The organism is Paraburkholderia aromaticivorans (genome assembly GCF_012689525.1).
Taxonomy (GTDB): domain Bacteria; phylum Pseudomonadota; class Gammaproteobacteria; order Burkholderiales; family Burkholderiaceae; genus Paraburkholderia; species Paraburkholderia aromaticivorans_A.
Genome location: NZ_CP051515.1, coordinates 2,716,812 through 2,733,841, shown reverse-complemented (window position 1 = coordinate 2,733,841; position 17,030 = coordinate 2,716,812). Strand labels below are relative to the sequence as shown.

General features: G+C 64.2%; 16 protein-coding genes. 7 read left to right on the top strand and 9 right to left on the bottom strand.

The features are described 5' to 3' along the window. Nucleotides 1-143: 143 nt before the first annotated feature. The gene (locus HF916_RS24110) at nt 144-686 is read left to right on the top strand and encodes a PaaI family thioesterase (RefSeq protein ID WP_168791291.1); all 543 of its coding nucleotides are present in this window, start codon (nt 144-146) and stop codon (nt 684-686) included. Nucleotides 687-818: 132 nt separating this feature from the next. On the opposite strand, the gene HF916_RS24105 is transcribed toward HF916_RS24110, so the two are convergent. The 4 genes from HF916_RS24105 to HF916_RS24090 form a co-directional block, all read right to left on the bottom strand. Next, nucleotides 819-1,406, bottom strand: coding sequence for a nucleotidyltransferase family protein (locus HF916_RS24105; protein ID WP_168791290.1), 588 nt, complete (start codon nt 1,404-1,406; stop codon nt 819-821). Between the two features lie 94 nt (nt 1,407-1,500). Next, nucleotides 1,501-3,723, bottom strand: coding sequence for a xanthine dehydrogenase family protein molybdopterin-binding subunit (locus tag HF916_RS24100; RefSeq protein ID WP_168791289.1), 2,223 nt, complete (start codon nt 3,721-3,723; stop codon nt 1,501-1,503). Next, entirely contained in the window at nt 3,720-4,721 is a 1,002-nt protein-coding gene (locus HF916_RS24095) for an FAD binding domain-containing protein (protein ID WP_168791288.1), read from the bottom strand. Before HF916_RS24095 ends, HF916_RS24100 begins: the two co-directional genes overlap by 4 nt. A 12-nt stretch (nt 4,722-4,733) precedes the next feature. Next, nucleotides 4,734-5,459 (bottom strand): 2Fe-2S iron-sulfur cluster-binding protein, encoded by a 726-nt coding sequence (locus HF916_RS24090; protein ID WP_168791287.1) that lies wholly within the window; start codon nt 5,457-5,459, stop codon nt 4,734-4,736. A 209-nt stretch (nt 5,460-5,668) separates the two neighbouring features. Between HF916_RS24090 and HF916_RS24085 the strand changes: the two genes are divergently transcribed. From HF916_RS24085 to HF916_RS24075, 3 genes are all read left to right on the top strand, one after another. Further along, nucleotides 5,669-7,726: a D-(-)-3-hydroxybutyrate oligomer hydrolase gene (locus HF916_RS24085; protein WP_277352292.1), complete on the top strand. Its 2,058-nt coding sequence runs from the start codon at nt 5,669-5,671 to the stop codon at nt 7,724-7,726. 142 nt (nt 7,727-7,868) lie between these two features. Further along, nucleotides 7,869-8,087, top strand: coding sequence for a hypothetical protein (locus tag HF916_RS24080; protein ID WP_168791286.1), 219 nt, complete (start codon nt 7,869-7,871; stop codon nt 8,085-8,087). Between the two features lie 24 nt (nt 8,088-8,111). Next, nucleotides 8,112-8,924: an exodeoxyribonuclease III gene (locus HF916_RS24075; RefSeq protein ID WP_168791285.1), complete on the top strand. Its 813-nt coding sequence runs from the start codon at nt 8,112-8,114 to the stop codon at nt 8,922-8,924. Nucleotides 8,925-9,021: 97 nt separating this feature from the next. Here HF916_RS24075 and HF916_RS24070 read toward each other — a convergent pair whose 3' ends face one another. The 4 genes from HF916_RS24070 to motA all read right to left on the bottom strand — a co-directional run bounded on the left by HF916_RS24070 (nt 9,022) and on the right by motA (nt 12,121). After that, nucleotides 9,022-9,309, bottom strand: a complete 288-nt coding sequence (locus HF916_RS24070) for a CsbD family protein (RefSeq protein ID WP_168791284.1) — start codon at nt 9,307-9,309, stop codon at nt 9,022-9,024. A 168-nt stretch (nt 9,310-9,477) separates the two neighbouring features. After that, nucleotides 9,478-10,161, bottom strand: coding sequence for a Pr6Pr family membrane protein (locus HF916_RS24065; RefSeq protein ID WP_168792131.1), 684 nt, complete (start codon nt 10,159-10,161; stop codon nt 9,478-9,480). A gap of 86 nt (nt 10,162-10,247) precedes the next feature. After that, on the bottom strand, nt 10,248-11,237 hold the full coding sequence (gene motB / locus HF916_RS24060) for a flagellar motor protein MotB (protein WP_168791283.1): 990 nt from the start codon (nt 11,235-11,237) through the stop codon (nt 10,248-10,250). 14 nt (nt 11,238-11,251) lie between these two features. Beyond that, nucleotides 11,252-12,121 (bottom strand): flagellar motor stator protein MotA, encoded by an 870-nt coding sequence (motA, locus tag HF916_RS24055; RefSeq protein WP_168791282.1) that lies wholly within the window; start codon nt 12,119-12,121, stop codon nt 11,252-11,254. A 437-nt stretch (nt 12,122-12,558) separates the two neighbouring features. On the opposite strand from motA, the gene HF916_RS24050 reads away from it, so the two are divergent. Together HF916_RS24050 and HF916_RS24045 are read left to right on the top strand one after the other, a co-directional pair. Beyond that, nucleotides 12,559-13,572: a hypothetical protein gene (locus tag HF916_RS24050; protein WP_168791281.1), complete on the top strand. Its 1,014-nt coding sequence runs from the start codon at nt 12,559-12,561 to the stop codon at nt 13,570-13,572. Between the two features lie 89 nt (nt 13,573-13,661). Continuing rightward, nucleotides 13,662-15,074: a DUF2252 domain-containing protein gene (locus tag HF916_RS24045; protein ID WP_168791280.1), complete on the top strand. Its 1,413-nt coding sequence runs from the start codon at nt 13,662-13,664 to the stop codon at nt 15,072-15,074. Between the two features lie 92 nt (nt 15,075-15,166). On the opposite strand, the gene HF916_RS24040 is transcribed toward HF916_RS24045, so the two are convergent. Then, entirely contained in the window at nt 15,167-16,033 is an 867-nt protein-coding gene (locus HF916_RS24040) for a polysaccharide deacetylase family protein (RefSeq protein WP_168791279.1), read from the bottom strand. Nucleotides 16,034-16,252: 219 nt separating this feature from the next. Here HF916_RS24040 and HF916_RS24035 point away from each other — a divergent pair, with 219 nt between their 5' ends. Beyond that, complete coding sequence (locus tag HF916_RS24035; RefSeq protein ID WP_168791278.1) at nt 16,253-17,017, top strand: SDR family oxidoreductase; 765 nt, start codon at nt 16,253-16,255, stop codon at nt 17,015-17,017. Nucleotides 17,018-17,030: the final 13 nt, after the last annotated feature.

Below are 17,030 nucleotides of genomic sequence, written 5' to 3'. Positions count from 1 at the left end.
CCGATCGACCCTCTGCGAGCCTTCCAACGTTCGCCGAAGCCAGCGTTCATGGCTTTACGCTCGGCGCAGTGAGCAGCAGTTGCGGCCGATTGATGATTTAATTGGCGCCCTCACTCTCTTTTCATTTGCCGGGGATACCTGCATTGGCTAACGAACAAACCCTTGAACGCTGGATTGCAGAAGAACGGGACGTGCTTGTCAAAATCAATGCTGGGCCGGGACCGGGTCTCGCGAGTCCGGAGCAGATTGCGGGCAAGACCGGACTGGAAGTATTGCAAGCGATTGTCGCGGGCGAATTGCCCTACGCCGCGATCGCCAAGACGCTCGACTTTACGCTCATGGAAGTCGGTGCGGGACACGCAGTGTTCCAGGGCACGCCGCTCGCCCAGCATTTGAATCCGCTGGGCACGGTTCACGGCGGCTGGATGGCGACGCTGCTCGACTCCGCACTTGGCTGCTCGGTGCACACGATGATGCCGCCCGGGCGCGGCTATACCACCGCCGAACTGAGCGTGAACTACGTGAAAGCGGTGACGCCGCGCCTGCAGCGTGTCCGCGCCGAGGGCAAAGTGATTCACTGCGGCCGTCAACTGGCGACCGCGGAAGCGCGTCTGGTCGGCCCCGACGGCACGCTTTACGCGCATGCCACGACGACCTGCCTTGTGTTCGATATATCTAACCGATAAGTCGAGACCTCACGCGGCACGCTGCCCGCCAGATCGTCGGTCGCGTAGCTCACTTCAGCACCAGGCGCGGTTAAAAGCGAAAAGAGCCGACCGTCGAATGAGACGTTCGGCTCGGCGCATACGTGAGCAAAACTACAGCTTGCGCAAATCCTCAGGCGTATCGACATCGCGCAAAATACCCGCATCGTCGACGTCCAGCCGCGTGACCTGCTGCGACATGAACAAGGATCTGGCGCCCGTATCACCGTCGAGCGCCAGCAGCGCGTCGCGATGCTCGATGCCGAAGCCGACCGGATGCCCACGCTGTCCCTGGTAAAACGGCGCGACCAGCGAAGCGCCGCCGTCCAGCGCGCGCGCCACGTCTTCGATGGTGCTGGTGGCGATGCGTGGCATGTCCGCGAGCGCGACGATCCACCCCTCGGCCTCCGCGCTAGCCTCGACCCCGGCGGCAAGGCTTGCACCCATGCCGCGTTCGGCGTCCGCCGCGAACACCACGTCGCAGCCGGCATCGTTGAGCAGTCGCGCGAGCGCGTCCGAACCCGGCCGCACCACGGCCACCACCTGCGTCACGACCCGCAGCAGCCGATGCGCGGCTTCATGCGCCACCGGCGTCCCGTCGGGCATGCGCGCGAGCAGTTTATTGTGCAGGCCTTCCGGGTCGAAGCGCGAACCGAAGCCGGCGGCGAGCAACACGCCAGTGGCGAGCGAAGCGTAGGCCATGGGCGGGCACCGGTAGAAAGGATGAGATCGATTGTGCGATGCAACGCGGGCACAGGCAAGCGCCAATGCAGATGCGACCGCAAAAGCGCGCGCATCAAACCTGCATCGCACCCATCACCTTGTCGAGCGTGATGGGCAGATCGCGCACGCGCACGCCGGTGGCGTGATACACCGCGTTCGCAATCGCCGCCGGCACGCCCGTAATGCCGATCTCGCCGATACCTCGCACCCCGAGCGAGTTGATATACGGATCCGGCCGGTCGATAAAGGTAATGTCGAGCGACCCGATGTCGGCATTCACCGGCACGTGATACTCGGCGAGATTCGCATTGGTGAAGCGGCCATAGCGCGTATCGAGCGAGGTCTCCTCCTGCAGCGCCGCGCCGACGCCCCACACGATGCCGCCCATCAACTGGCTGCGCGCCGTCTTCTGGTTGAGCACGCGCCCCACGTCGTATACGCCGACCACGCGCGCCACCCGGATCGTGCCGAGATCGGCATCGACATGCACCTCCGCGAACACCGCGCCGAACGAGTGGAACGAGTACTTCTGCTTTTCGTCGCCGGGCTTGACGGTCGCGCTCGCCTCGATCGGCTTGCCGCCCGAGCGCGCGATGATCGCCGCGGCCGGATCGCGCCTGGCCGGCTGTGAGCGGCTCATCACCCAGCCGTTTTCCACGGTGATGTCGTCGAGCGCGATGCCGTGCACAGGTGAAGCCTGATCGGCGAGCGCCAGCGCGATCAACTGGCTGCGTGCCTGGCTCGCCGCGTCGCGCACGGCCGGCGACACGCTCGCCGCCGATTGCGATCCGCCCGACACCGGCGCTCTCGGCAGCGATGAATCGCCGAGCGCGAAGTGGATATTTTCCGGCGCGAAGCCGAGCGCGTCGGCGGCCACCTGAGTCATCACGGTGTAAGTGCCGGTGCCGATATCCTGAGTGCCGGAGGCGACCATCGCGGTGCCGTCCGGCAAGATCCGCGCGATGGCGCTGGCTTCGCTGCGATTGGCCGGATAGGTCGCGGTGGCCATGCCCATGCCGATCAGCGTGCCGCCGTTGCGCATCGAGCGAGGCGCGGGCGTGCGCCGCGACCAGCCGAATTTTTCGGCGCTGATCTGATAGCACTCGCGCAAGGACTTGCCCGACCACGGCTTGTTTTCCTGCGGATCGGCCTCGGCGTAATTCTTGATGCGCAGCGCGAGCGGGTCCATCTTCAAGGCCGCCGCGAGTTCGTCCATGGCCGATTCGAGCGCGAACGAACCGGTCGTTTCGCCCGGCGCGCGCGTGAAGGTCGGCGTGCCGAGATTGAGCGGCACGATGCGGTGCGTGGTCACCTGATTCGGCACCGCGTACAGCATGCGCGTGACCATGCAGCAGGTCTCCGTCCAGTCTTCGATCACCGACGTATTCGAAATACTGTCGTGGCGCATCGCGGTCAGCGTGCCGTCGCGCCGCGCGGCGAGCACGAAGTGCTGCTCGGTACGCGGACGCGCGCCGACCGGCCCGAACATCTGCGGCCGTTCGAGCACGAGCCGCACGGGCCGTCCGGTCTGCTTCGCCGCCATCGCGCACAACGACACGTGCGACCACGACGAGCCCTTGCAGCCGAAGCCGCCGCCCACGAACGGCGAAATCACGCGCACGTCGCCGGGCGACATGCCGAGCGTCTTCGCGATTGCCTGCGCCGCGCTGCTGACGCCTTGCGTCGAATCGTAGAGCGTGAGTTGCGGACCGTCCCAGCGCGCCATCGTGGCGTGCGGTTCCATCGGGTTGTGATGTTCGATCGGCGTGGCGTAGGTCGCGTCCACGCGCACCGCGCCGCTTTGCAAGCCGTCGTCGAAGCTGCCGCGTTGCGTGTCGGTCTGCCGGCCTTGCGGCTTGTCCGGCGCGTGCGCGTTCGACTTGGCACGCGCGAAGTCCACGGTCGCGGCGCTGCTCTGATACGTGATGCGCAATTGGCGCGCGGCGTCGGTGGCGTGTTCGAGCGTGTCGGCCACCACCACCGCGACCGGCTCGTTGCTGTAGTGAATCTGATTGTCCTGCAGTAGCGAAAGACGGCGCCCGGCCGGCGGCGCCAATGCGGGCTTGCCGCCGTTCGGCAGACGCGGCGCGTTCTGATACGTCATCACGAGCAGCACGCCGGGCAGTGACTGCGAGCGGCTCGCATCGATCGAGGCGATGGTCCCGCTCGCAATCGTGCTGGTGACGAGTACCGCGTGCGCGAGACGCGCTTCGGGAAATTCGGCGGCGTAGCGCGCTTCGCCGGTGACTTTGAGCAGACCGTCGATGCGGTCGACGGGTTGACCGATCAGATTCATGCGACACCTCCCGCGCGGCCGGCGGCCTGGTTCACGGCGCGCACGATCGCGCGCTGCGCGAGTTGCACCTTGAAACGATTGTCGTGTTGCGGCCGCGCTTCGCTTAATGCGGCCGCGGCGGCGTTGCTCAGCGTCGCTTGCGTGAGCGGCTGACCGTTGAGCATCTGTTCCGCGACGCTCGCGCGCCACGGCTTGTGCGCAACGCCGCCCAATGCGATGCGCGCGGTCTTCACGCGGCCGCCGTCCATCTGCAATGCGGCAGCAACCGAGACCAGCGCGAATGCGTAACTGGCGCGGTCACGCACTTTCAGATAATGGGAGTTCGCGCTGAAGATTGGCGGCGGCAGATCGACCGCAGTAATCAGTTCGCCGGACTGCAAGGTGGTATCGACGTCGGGCCGGTCACCGGGAAGCCGGTGAAAGTCGGCGAACGCAATGGTCCGCTCGCCTGCGGGGCCGCTCACGCGTACCACCGCATCGAGCGCGGCGAGCGCCACGCTCATATCCGACGGATTCACGGCGATGCATTGCGGACTCGCGCCGAGAATCGCGTGCGTGCGATTGTGGCCGTCGAGCGCTGCGCAACCACTGCCCGGCATGCGCTTGTTGCACTGCGTGAAGGCCGTGTCGTAGAAATAGCCGCAACGGGTCCGTTGCAGCAGGTTGCCGCCGACCGTCGCCATATTGCGTAGTTGCGACGACGCGCCCGCCAGAAATGCCTGCGAGAGCAACGGGTATTGCTCGCGCACCAGCGCGTGGTTGGCCGCATCGCTATTGCGCACCAGCGCGCCGAGTCGGATGCCGCCGTCAGGCAGCGTCGTGATCGTATCGAGTCCGCGGATATGCGTGATATCGATCAGCCGCATCGGCCGCGCTACGCCGCCTTTCATCAGATCGAGCAGATTGGTGCCGCCGCCGATGAACACCGCTCCCGGCTGCTGCGCCGCCCGCACTGCGCCGGCGACATCGCCGGCGCGTTCATAAGAGATCGCATCCATGCTGTCGCTCCGTCAGGCGTTGGGGGTGTTGTTGCCGCTGTTCGGTCCGCCGCCTTCGTGCACCGCGCGTACGGCGGCCACGATATTCGCGTAGGCGCCGCAGCGGCAAATATTGCCGCTCATGCGTTCGCGGATTTCGTCGTCGGAGAGTTGGGCGGGGCGGCTGCGGACATCGGCCGTGACGGTGCTGGCGGTGCCGTTGCGGAATTCGTTTAGAAGGGCAGTCGCGGAACACAACTGCCCGGGCGTACAGTAACCGCATTGAAAGGCATCGTGTTCAATGAATGCGCGCTGCATCGGACTCAATGCGCCGTTGGCGGCAAGCCCTTCAACCGTGGTGATGGTCTCGCCCTCATGCATCACGGCGAGTGTCAAACAGGAGTTGATGCGGCGGCCATCGGCGAGCACCGTGCATGCGCCGCACTGTCCGCGATCACAGCCCTTCTTCGTGCCCATCAGGCCCGCGTATTCCCGCAACGCATCGAGCAAGGTCACGCGCGGCTCGAGTTGCAGCGTGTACGCGCGGCCGTTCACCGTCAGCGTGACCGGACGCGGCGGCACGGCTTGCTGAACCTGAGCCGGTGGCGCGGTTGGGGTTTGGGTTTGCGCGCGCAAATGCGGCGCCGCGCCGACCGTGGCGGCAGCGGCAGCGGATTGAAGAAAGCGGCGGCGTGAAGGTTTGGGTGGGGTGGCGGCGGAGGCGTCGCCCTGATCCTGACTTTCGTTATGCGTGGACATGACGTTCTATTGACTCCATTGAAAGGTCAATGCAGGCTAGCGATGCGTCGGTATCCGAAGCGTCGCGATCCATTGGACCATACGCAGCAATTTCGGTGCCGTTGCATTCACAACGGTATTAGCAAATATCGGAGACGAAAAACGTGAGATCCACTTTCAGAGTCGAGCCCGCGCCACGATCGGTGCCGGTGGTGCGAACCCTGGCGATCATGATGGCCGTGGCAGTCGTGCTGACTGCCTGCCACGGCGGCAATGACGATAATTCGCCGCCGCCAGCGAACACGCTGCCGAGTTTCATTACTGCCTCCTCGGTGAAAACCCAGGCTTACGACGGTAATACCGACGACCTGCTCACCGCCGGTCTCGGCAAAACCGGCCTCGCATTGGCCACGGCGCCAGCCATTGCCAACGCTGCGCAACCTACCGCCGCCGAACTCCGGCGCCTCGCCATCTGGGCGAACTATCGCGCGCTCGTCGACATGACGGCGAACGGTGGCTACGGACGCTTCTGGGGGCCGAACGTCGACCTGAACGGCAACGACACGCTCGGCGAAGGCAAGATCGCCGGCAAGGAATACCTCGCTTTTGCCGACGACGGCAGCGGCACGCAGAACGTCACCATGCTGGTGCAGATACCGGCGAGCTTCAATGCTGATCAGCCGTGTATTGTCACGGCAACGTCATCCGGTTCGCGTGGCGTGTACGGCGCGATTTCCGCAGCCGGCGAGTGGGGCCTCAAGCGCGGTTGCGCGGTGGCGTACACCGATAAAGGCAGCGGCAATGGCGCGCATGAACTGTCGTCCAATCGGGTCACACTGATCGACGGCACCTTGCAGGATGCCACTGCCGCGGGCAAGACCAGTCTCTTCACGGCTAACCTCGGCAATACCGATCTCGCGTCTTACAACAGCCAGTTTGCGAATCGCTACGCGTTCAAGCATGCGCACTCGCAGCAGAATCCCGAAAAGGATTGGGGCAACAATACGTTGCAGGCGATCCAGTTCGCGTACTGGGCGCTCAACGATTCGTATGGCGCGCTCGACGGTTCGACCCGCACCGTGCGTTACGCGAGCGGCAGCATCACGACTATCGCGGCTTCGGTAAGTAATGGCGGCGGCGCGTCGCTCGCGGCGGCGGAACAGGACACGTCCGGTTTGATCACCGCGGTCGTCGTGGGTGAGCCGCAGATCAATTTGCGCTTGCCCGCGCAGGTGTCGGTGGCTCAGGGCGGCGTGCCCGTCGGTGCATTCGGCAAGCCGCTCGCGGACTACATGACGCTCGCCAACCAACTGCAACCGTGCGCGGCGCTCGCGCCCGCCGCAGCCGGCGCGCCGTATCTGACGGCACTCCCGCTCGCCGCGACCACGGCGATTCGCACCGCACGCTGCGCGTCGCTGGCAGCCGCCGGCGTGATCGCGGGTGGAAATGTGACGGCCCAGGCGCTCAACGCGCTGACGCTGCTGCATCAGAACGGTTACCAGACCGACTCCGACCTGCTGCAAGCGCCGATGTGGGACTCGCAAGCGGTGCCGGCTGTCGCGGTGACCTACGCGGATGCGTACGCGAGAGCGAGCGTCACCGCCAACCTCTGCGACTTCAGCTTCGGCACGACGAGTTCGACGGGAGTCGCCGGCGTGACGCCTGCCGTGTCGCCGATGCTCACGGTGTTCGGCAATGGCAACGGGGTGCCGCCGACCAACGGCATCAACCTCGTCTTCAACTCGGGCGGCGGAGCGGCGGACCACCGGCTGGCGACCCCCGACGGCAGTTACGCGGGTGCCTCCTGCCTGCGTACGCTGTGGACCAACGGCACGCTGACCAACAGCGTCGAGGCCATTCGCGTGAATGCGAATCTGCATGGCAAACCCGCCATCATCGTGCAGGGCCGCGCGGATGCGCTGGTGCCGATCAACCACGCGTCGCGGCCGTATCTCGGCCTGAATCAATTGAGCGAAGGCGGCGCGAGCAAGCTGTCGTTCTACGAAGTGACGAACGCCCAGCATTTCGATGCGTTCCTCGGCGTGGCGGGTTTCGATTCGCGCTTCGTGCCGCTGCATTACTACAACATTCAGGCGCTCAATCTGATGTGGAGTCATCTGAAGAGCGGTACGCCGCTGCCGCCGTCGCAGGTGATTCACACGGTGCCGCGCGGCGGCACGGCCGGCGCCGCGCCCGCGCTGACCACGGCCAATCTGCCGTCGATCGCGGCGAGTCCGGGCATCAATGCAATCACGGTGACTAATGGCGCGGTGAACGTGCCGAACTGAGTCGCGCGGACTGTACACACCGGCTCACAACAACGGCAATCACGCACGCGAGCCGGCGTGCGTGAGCGGCCGTCTGTGAGCCAGCGCCCGGGTATAAGCAATGCTACGGCAGATAAAGTGAAGCGCGTTCAAAGGAGAGCGAATGCAGTTCGACTACCGGCATTTCCATATCGATTGCCGCGCCCGCCACGCAGACGACGGCCTCTACTATGCGAGAGCGAAGATCACTCGCGTGCCGCGCAAAAACGAGCGCGTCCAGTCGCATGATTCCGGCGACATCGACGCCTTTTCCGACCAGGCCGATGCCATTTCATGCGCGAAGTCCTGGGCGATGGAGTGGTGCGACGCGGCTGCGCAATAGGACGCCTTGCAGGGAGGACATGCCGTGGCCCGGCTTCGAATCGCGACCTTCAACATCAACGGTATCCGCTCGCGCCTGCCGGCGCTGCTGCATTGGCTCGAACGCGAGGCGCCCGACATTGTCTGTCTGCAGGAACTCAAAGCGGTGGACAGCGCGTTTCCCGTCGAGCAACTGCGCGATGCGGGCTACAGCGCGATCTGGCAAGGGCAGAGCGCATGGAACGGCGTGGCGATCCTGTCCAAAGGCGAAGCGCCGCTGGAGAGCCGTCGCGGCCTGCCCGGTTTCGAGGACGACACGCACAGCCGCTACCTCGAAGCAGCTGTCGGCGGCGTGCTGGTGGCGTGCCTCTATCTGCCGAACGGCAATCCGCAACCGGGCCCCAAGTTCGACTACAAGCTGGCGTGGTTCGACCATTTCATCAAGCACGCGGCGAAGCTATACAAGAGCGCCCATCCGGTCGTGCTGGCCGGCGACTTCAACGTGGTTCCCACCGACGAAGACATCTACAACCCCCGTTCCTGGCTGAAGGACGCGCTACTGCAACCCGAGAGCCGCGAGCGTTACCAGCGGCTGCTCGCGCAAGGCTGGACCGACGCGCTGCGAACGCATGTCGGCGACGAGCGCGTCTACACCTTCTGGGACTATTTCCGCCGGCATTGGGACACGAACTCCGGCTTGCGCATCGACCATCTGCTGCTGAGCGCCGACCTCGCGCCGCGCTTGCGCGATGCGGGCGTCGACCGCTGGGTGCGGGGCGAGCCGCACGCGAGCGATCATGCGCCGACGTGGGTCGAATTGGAGATGGGCGCGGGGCGCCGCAAGAAAAGCGGCGCGTAAAGGCGTGGATAAGCGGTAGTGCACAAACGGTTGGTGCATAAACGCGAAACGGGCGATCGGCTGAAGCAGATCGCCCGATGGTCAGCCGCGTCGAAAATTAACGGCGATAGTCGCGTCCCGCAGCACCGTGTGCCCACAGCGCGCCAGCCACGAAACCGGCGAGCGCGACTACCGCGATCGCGGTGAAGGGGCTTTCCGCCGTGGTCTCACGCACGAGACTCGTTGTGCTCGCGGCCAGTTGCTGGGCCTTGCCACTGAGCTCTTTCGCCTTGCCGGCCAGTTGCGTGCCGGTATCGCCCAGCACGTCGCCGACCGCGCCCTGAACCTTGCCCGCGACTTCCTTGACTGCGCCTTCCGCTGTGTTAGCTGCCGAATTGGTGTCCATACGTTTTTGCTCCCATTGTCAAATTTACGTGTGAGCCATTGCGATCGCAACGCGGCCACACCAAGGTCTCGCGCACGCCGCGCCGAAAAGCGCGGCTTACGTCCACCAGACAGGGCGCAAGAAGCGCGCCCGACGGAAAAGGCCGAACAGGCGGCGCCAGACTGGCGCTCAGTGCCGCCGCCGGGAATTGATCCCCGCGAATATGGCCATCAACATAAGGAAGCCGCCGAACAGCAACGCCGAATTCACCGCGGCGTGCCTGAACCCGAGCCTCTCGACATTGATGAACGGATAGGGGTAGAAATCCGACGAACTCCCGCGCCAGAAGGTCACGCCGAGGTAAGTCAGCGGATACACCAGCCACAACAGACAATGCCGCAGCTTCAGATGAAAGCGCGGCACGAACAGCACCCAGTAAAGCGCCGCGAGCATGGGCAAGACACTGTGGAGCGATTCGTTGAGCAGCAGCCGGAATGCCGTGGGCGTCCAGTAACCTCGCAACAGCAGGTTGTAGGCGATCCCGACGAACGCCATATATACCACCACAGCGGTGACGACGGTAGGTTGCCGGAAAAACCGCGCGGGCGCCGATCTGTGCCCACGCAAGGCCACACAGGTAAAACAGATCGCGCAGGCGAGCACCGTCAGATTGGTGAGGTAACTGCTCATGCGGGCGATGCCGTCGAGCACGGTCAGCCCGCGAGCAAGCGTGCGATCGATCGTGATCTCGGCTTGCGCGACGATCGAAATCCACGCAATGATGGCGATGATCGCGGCGAGTGTCACCGACGATACACTGGGCGTATGCAGCGGAAGTTCGGGCTCCCGTTGCTCGGAAAGGGCAGGGCGCATGCGTTCGATTTTAACCACACAGGTGCCTTGCAATGTGCGTTATCGAGCGCACGCGCCAAATCTATCGGACGCGAGGCCGAAAAATACTACGGCGTGCTATGCGAACCGTTCACCGGCTGCAAGCGTTCGACCACTGCGGGAATGGCTGAACTTGCCGGCGTGGCTTCGTCGATCGCGGTGCGTCCGCCATCGTGAAAGAAGGCTAGTTCCGCGGCCTTGTTCAATACGAGGATGCTGATGCGCCGATTGGTCGGTTCATCGGCGACATGGCTGTTCAGCGGCAATACGTCGGCCAGTCCGCGAACCTGCAGCAGCTTTTCGCCATGCATGCCGCCGGCGACCAGCGAGCGGCGCGCGGCGTTCGCGCGTTCGGACGACAGCTCCCAGTTCGAGTAGCCTTCCGGGCCCGCGGTGTACGGCACCGCATCCGTATGGCCGGCAATCGAAATGCGGTTGTCGACGTCGTTCAGCGCTGAGCCGATCTGCGTGAGGATCGTCACCGCGTACGGTTGCAGCTTCGAACTGCCAGAAGGGAACATCGGCCGGTTCTGCGAATCGACGATCTCGATACGCAGCCCTTCGTTCGTGATCGAGATGCGGATCTGATCCTTGAACGCCTTCAATGTGGGAGTCTGCTCAATCAGCGCGGTGAGCTTCGCCTTCAGTTGCTCGAGGCGCGCCGCATCGGACGGCGTCACCGACGGCGTGGCCGCGGCGGGCGGTGTCGGTTCGGTCTGGCTTTTCTTGCCGACCGCGGGCCGCGTATCGGAGATGTCGCGACCGCCGCCTTGCACCACGCTCGGACGCGCGGCGGCCGTGCCTTCGTTGCCGCCGAGCAGGCTCGACAGCGGCGTGTTGAAATAATCCTCGATACCCTGCTTGTCGTACTTCGATGTAGAGCCGAGCAGCCACATCAGCAGGAAGAACGCCATCATCGCGGTGACGAAATCGGCGTAGGCGATCTTCCATGCGCCGCCGTGATGGGCGCCGTGGTCGCCGCCTTTTCTCGAACGGCGCACGATCACCGGCGCCGGCGCCTGTTCCTCCTGCGAGGCGCGCGATCTTCTTTCGCTCATCATGCCGCTCCGCGTCAGGCCGACTTCGGCATCTTGGTGGCGCGCACGGCGTCGTCGAGTTCCTGGAAGCTCGGACGGTCGGCGGTGAACAGCACCTTGCGGCCGAACTCGACAGCGATCGGCGGCGCGTAGCCGGATAGCGAGGCGAGCAGCACCGCCTTCACGCACTGGTACGGCTTGGCTTCAGCGCGGCCTTTGGCGTTGAGCAAATCGGCCAGGGGACCGATAAAGCCGTACGCGAGCAGAATGCCGAGGAACGTGCCGACCAGCGCGCCGGCGATCATCTCGCCGAGCACGGCAGGCGGTGCGCCGACCGAACCCATGGTGTGAACGACGCCCATGACCGCGGCGACGATACCGAAGGCGGGCAAGCCGTCGGCCATTTTCTGAATGGCGTTGGCCGCGACCGACGCTTCCGCGTGATGCGTGGCCAGTTCCTCGTCCATCAGGTCCTGCACTTCGAGTACGTTCACGTTGCCGCCGGACATCATGCGCAGATAATCGACGATGAAGTCGAGCAGATGATGGTCCTCCAGCACGTGCGAATACTTCTGGAAAATCACGCTTTCTTCCGGCGCGCCCACATCGGCTTCGAGCGACATCATGCCTTCCTTGCGCGCCTTCTGAAGCAATTCATAGAGCAGCGCGATCAGCTCCAGATATTTTTCCTTCGTGTAGCCGCCGCCTTTGAAACATGACGGAATCGCCTTGATGGTTTTCTTCAGCGTGGAAGTCGGATTGCTCACGACAAATGCGCCGATTGCCGCACCGAAAATACAGAGTAATTCGAACGGCTGGAGGAGCGCCAGCAGGTGCCCACCCACGCCGACAAAACTACCGATCACAGAACCGATCACCAGAAGCCACCCGATTGCAACAAACATACTCTCTCCGATTATCTTGCGCGGCGCACGGTCGATCAGAGCAGCTCCTATTTCAAGGACTTTTCTGGTGCGTCACAAAATTTTTTGCATGTATGGGTAAACGGCTAAATTCTCCGTTGCTGAAGTGCTCGCCCGGATGAAACACCAAAAAATTCACCAATCGGTTAGTTTTTGAATAGGTGCCGGTGATTTGTCCGCGTTTTGCGATCGTTGCAATTGCAACTTGTATTTGCCGAGCCCGGTAAAAAACGCGAGCCAATATGCCGCTGATGCAAAACGGATACGTAACCTTTTTACCGATCGGTCTGCTAGCATGACGAACAGTCCGTATCGACGGTCATTCCCGTGTGACGCCTTGCTGCATCACGAATCTCCGTCAATCATGGTCGGTCATGAACATTGACAGCACTAGCGACTCAACCGGAGAAGAATCCCACATGCGGACTCGGACATCTGCTGCTCGACGCCGTCTGGTTCCCAAGGCGGCGGCCTGCGTTACGGGACTCGGCCTGCTGTTCAATTCCACCCTCAGTCACGCTCAGGAATTTTCGCTGTTCGGCGGCGGCTCGCGCGCGAGCAGTATTAACACCTATACGTGGGCCTTCAACTATCAGGAAGGCTTGGGGCAATATTTCGCCGCGAGCTTCACGTGGCTCAACGAAGGGCATATTCCCGATCATCACCGCGACGGCCAGATGATCCAGTTGTGGGCGCGCATTCCCGTCGGTAGTCCGCAGTTCGTCCTGCAAGCGGGCGTCGGCCCATATCGCTACTTCGATACGACCACTGCCGAGCAGGGCGGCAGTTATTCCAACACGCACGGCTGGGGCGTGGTGTACAGCGTCCGTGCCGCGTACTACGCGTCGAACCGCTGGATCACGCAGCTCCAGTTGAATCGCGTGCACGTTCAGCGCGGACCGGATTCAAGCGGCGTGATGTTCGGTGTCGGCTATCAGCTCGACGCGCCGGGTTCGCCCGGTCCGCGCGACTGGGCGAGCGGCAGCACCCACAAGGTCACCGATAACGAAGTAGCGGTGTATCTCGGCAAAACCATCGTCAATTCGACCAGTTCGCCGAGCGCGCTGGGCGGCGCGATCGAGTACCGGCGCGGCCTCGCGAAGTATCTCGACGTGACAGTCGGCTATCTTCACGAGGGCAGCAGCAAGGCGGCGCGGCGCGATGGCCTGACGAGCCAGTTGTGGGCCACTCGCGCGTTTCTCGACGACAAGGTTTCGCTGGCGGTCGGCCTCGGCGCCTACTATGCGATCAACGAGAACGAAAATAGCGCGACGCCAGGGCCGGGCGCCGGCAAGTTCTCCGGCCTCGTCACGATCGCCGGCTCGTATCGCCTGACTGACCACTGGAACGCGCGACTCGAATGGAACCGCGTCGTGACCCGCTATGATCGCGATTCGGATGTGATTTTCGGCGGTGTGGGCTATCGTTGGTGAGGGCTCACGCGCCAGACGTCGGATGTTGTCGTGCCCGCAGAAGCAGTCTCTCGAACCGCTACTCAAGCCTCAGAAAAACGGAGAAGAGCATGAAAGCCAGCACCATCGCCGAACGGGAGGCCCGGGGCCGTGCCGCTCGCGAGCATTCGAAACGTTCGAGCCATAAGGCGATAGGCGAATTGCAGCGCGACCCGGTCGAGTTGCTCAAGCAAAGCAGCGAGGGTCGGGTGCACAACCTCGTGCCGCTGCGCTATGGGCGCATGGCCGTCTCGCCTTTTACGTTTTTTCGCGGCACCGCGATCCTGCAGGCGCACGACCTCAGCCAGGTGCGCGACTCCGGCCTGACCATGCCGATATGCGGCGACGGCCATCTGATGAATTTCGGCGGCTTCGCCACGCCCGAGCGGCAACTCGTCTTCGATCTGAACGACTTCGACGAGGTGTCGGTCGGGCCGTTCGAGTGGGACCTGAAACGTCTGACCGCGAGCCTCGTCGTCGCCGCGCGTCATATGCGTCTGAGCCGGGGCGCGGCGGAAAATCTCGTAATGACGGCGGTCACTGAGTATCGCGATCGCATGTCGCAATATGCGCAATGCGGCGCGCTCGAACTCTGGTACGACCGCATCACCTTCGACCGCATGGCGGAGACGGCGTTGACGCCGGAACGCCGCCGCGCCGTGCGGCGCGGCATGGAAAAAGCCGCGAGCCGGACGCAAGAGAACCTGCTCGAGAAAATGGCGGAGCACGACGGCGAGCACTGGACGATCCGCGACACGCCGCCTGCGCTGTTCCATGTGCTCGGTGCCAACTCGCTGTTCACCGAGGAAGAGACCGAAGCGTTCAGAGCCGGGAATTCGCGCAAGATGCTCGAACGCATGTGGGGCGAGTATCTGAAGACGATGTCGCATGACCGGCGCGAACTGCTCAGTCATTTCACCGTGCAGGATATCGTGTTCAAGGTGGTGGGCGTGGGCAGCGTCGGCACGCGCTGCATGGTGGTGCTGATGGTCGATCACATGGGTAAGCCGCTGTTCGTGCAAATGAAGGAGGCACGGCCTTCGGTGATCGCGCGGTTCTACAAGTCGCCCGGCACCAGGCACGAGGGCGAACGCGTCGTGCAGGGACAGCGCATGCTGCAGGCCGCGAGCGATATTTTCCTCGGTTGGGCGACGGGGCCGCTCGGGCGGCATTTCTATTTCCGCCAGCTACGCGATATGAAGCTCTCGGCGAACATCGAGTTGTTCGACATTGACCTGCTGGAAGGCTATGCGCGGCTATGCGGCTGGATCATGGCGCGCGCGCATGCCAAGGCGAGCGGGCAGGCCATCGAAGTCAGCGCGTATATCGGCCGCGGCGACCAGTTCGCGGAGGCGCTCACCGGCTATGCCACGGCCTACGCGGATCAGGTGGAGCGCGATTACGACGTGTTCCTGAAGGCGTGCCGCAGCGGCCAACTCGAGGCGCGCACGGACGAAGACATGGCGGCGGATTTCCGCATGTAGCGGTGGTGTGCGCGCTTCGCTTCGCGTTGAACGGCGCGCGAGCCGCGTTACGTGTACCGCGCATGGGCTGAGTGGGCTGTGCACGTACGCGTCTACGCGCCTCGGTTGTCCACGCGCGCTTCGCGCAGCGTCACGAAACGCAGATGCCGTTGCCGCGCCGCGTCGATGACACGCGGCAGCACCGCGAGGATCAACGGCATGCCCTCCGCGGTGAGGGCGGCGTTGCCGTCGTGCAGCAGCAGAATGTCGCGCGGCGCGAGGCCGTCGAGCAGCCGCCGCGTGACCACCTGAGGATCGCGCTCACGCGTGTCGTAGCCCCGCCGCGTCCATGCCGCGAGCCGCAGATCGAGCTTGCGCAAGACCGGTTCGAGAAAGATGTTGCGCAACCCGGCCGGCGCGCGGAAGAACATCGGCCGTTCGCCGCCCAAGGCTTCGAGCGTGCGTTGCGCCGCGTCGATCTCGCGCGTGAGGGCGCCCGGCAACGTCACGGAAAACGTGTGGACGTGCACCTGCGAATGGTTTTCGAGCGCATGGCCGCGGGCGACGATCTCGCGTGTGAGTTCCGGATAACGCTGCGCCATCGCGCCGATGCAGAAGAAAGTGGCGCGCACGCCGAAGGCGTCGAGCAGGTCCAGCACTTGCGGCGTGACGGCCGGATCGGGACCGTCGTCGATGGTCAGCGCGATCGCGTCGGCGTTGCGTGAGTCGGCCGGCAGGCGGGTCCAGTTCGGGCCGAGCAGCGAGGTGCGCGGCAACAGGCCGGCCACCGTGAAAATGGCGTGATTCACAAAGATCGCGGCCAGCCACCAGGGCCATGCGGCGGGCGCGACCAGCCATCCTGCCAGCACGATTACGTGCCATGCGGCGGTGGCGGTGAGCATCGCGGGATAGCCGGTTTGCGGCCAGCGGCGTGGCGGCGCATCGTGGACGCCATGCGGCGGCGTGGAGAGTTGTTTCATAAAGCGTGCTTCCTGTCTTCCTTCCTCCTTCCTGGGAAGGCCTTGAATCGCGCGCGTGGCGCGCAACAGCAAACGATACCATTGATGCGCGCCGCGACCCGTCCGCGGACAGGAACAGCAAATAATGAAAGCGAGCTGAAAGACGTGGCGCCCCGCGAGCGCCGGTTCGCGCGCAGACTGTCTGCACCCTGCATCAACTGAACTACGAGGAGACCTGCTGTGACGGAAACGGGAATCAAGAAGGTCGCGCTGGTGACGGGCGCGGGCAGCGGGATCGGCCGCGCGTGTGCGCTCAAGCTGCTGGAACACGGTTATAGCGTCGTGCTGGCCGGCCGTCGTCAGGCGCCGCTCGACGCCGTCGTTCAGGAAGCGCAGCAACTCGGCGGCGACGCGCTCGCCGTGGCGTGCGACGTCACGAACGCCGATAGCGTCACCGCGTTGTTCGAGACGATCCGCGCGCGCCGCGGCCGGCTCGACGTGCTGTTCAACAACGCGGGTCGCAACGGTTCGCCCGTCGATATCGACGAACTCGATATCGACGAATGGCGCTCGGTGGTCGACACCAATCTCACCGGCGTGTTCCTGTGCACGCGCGCGGCCTTCGGTCTGATGAAAACGCAGAGCCCGCGCGGCGGGCGCATCATCAATAACGGTTCCATCTCGGCGCATGCGCCGCGGCCGAACAGCGTTGCCTATACCGCGACCAAGCACGCTATCACTGGGCTCACGAAAGCCGTGTCGCTCGACGGCCGCAAATACGACATCGTGTGTGGGCAGATCGACATCGGCAATGCGGCGACGGAAATGGCCGAACGCATGGCGCGCGGCGTGCCGCAGGCGAACGGCGAGATCGCGGTCGAGCCGCTGATGGACGTTCAGCACGTAGCGGACGCCGTGCTGCATATGGCGGAACTGCCGCTCTCGGCAAACGTGCAGTTCATGACGATCATGGCGAGCAAGATGCCGTTCGTCGGCCGGGGCTGACGGCCTCGCACGA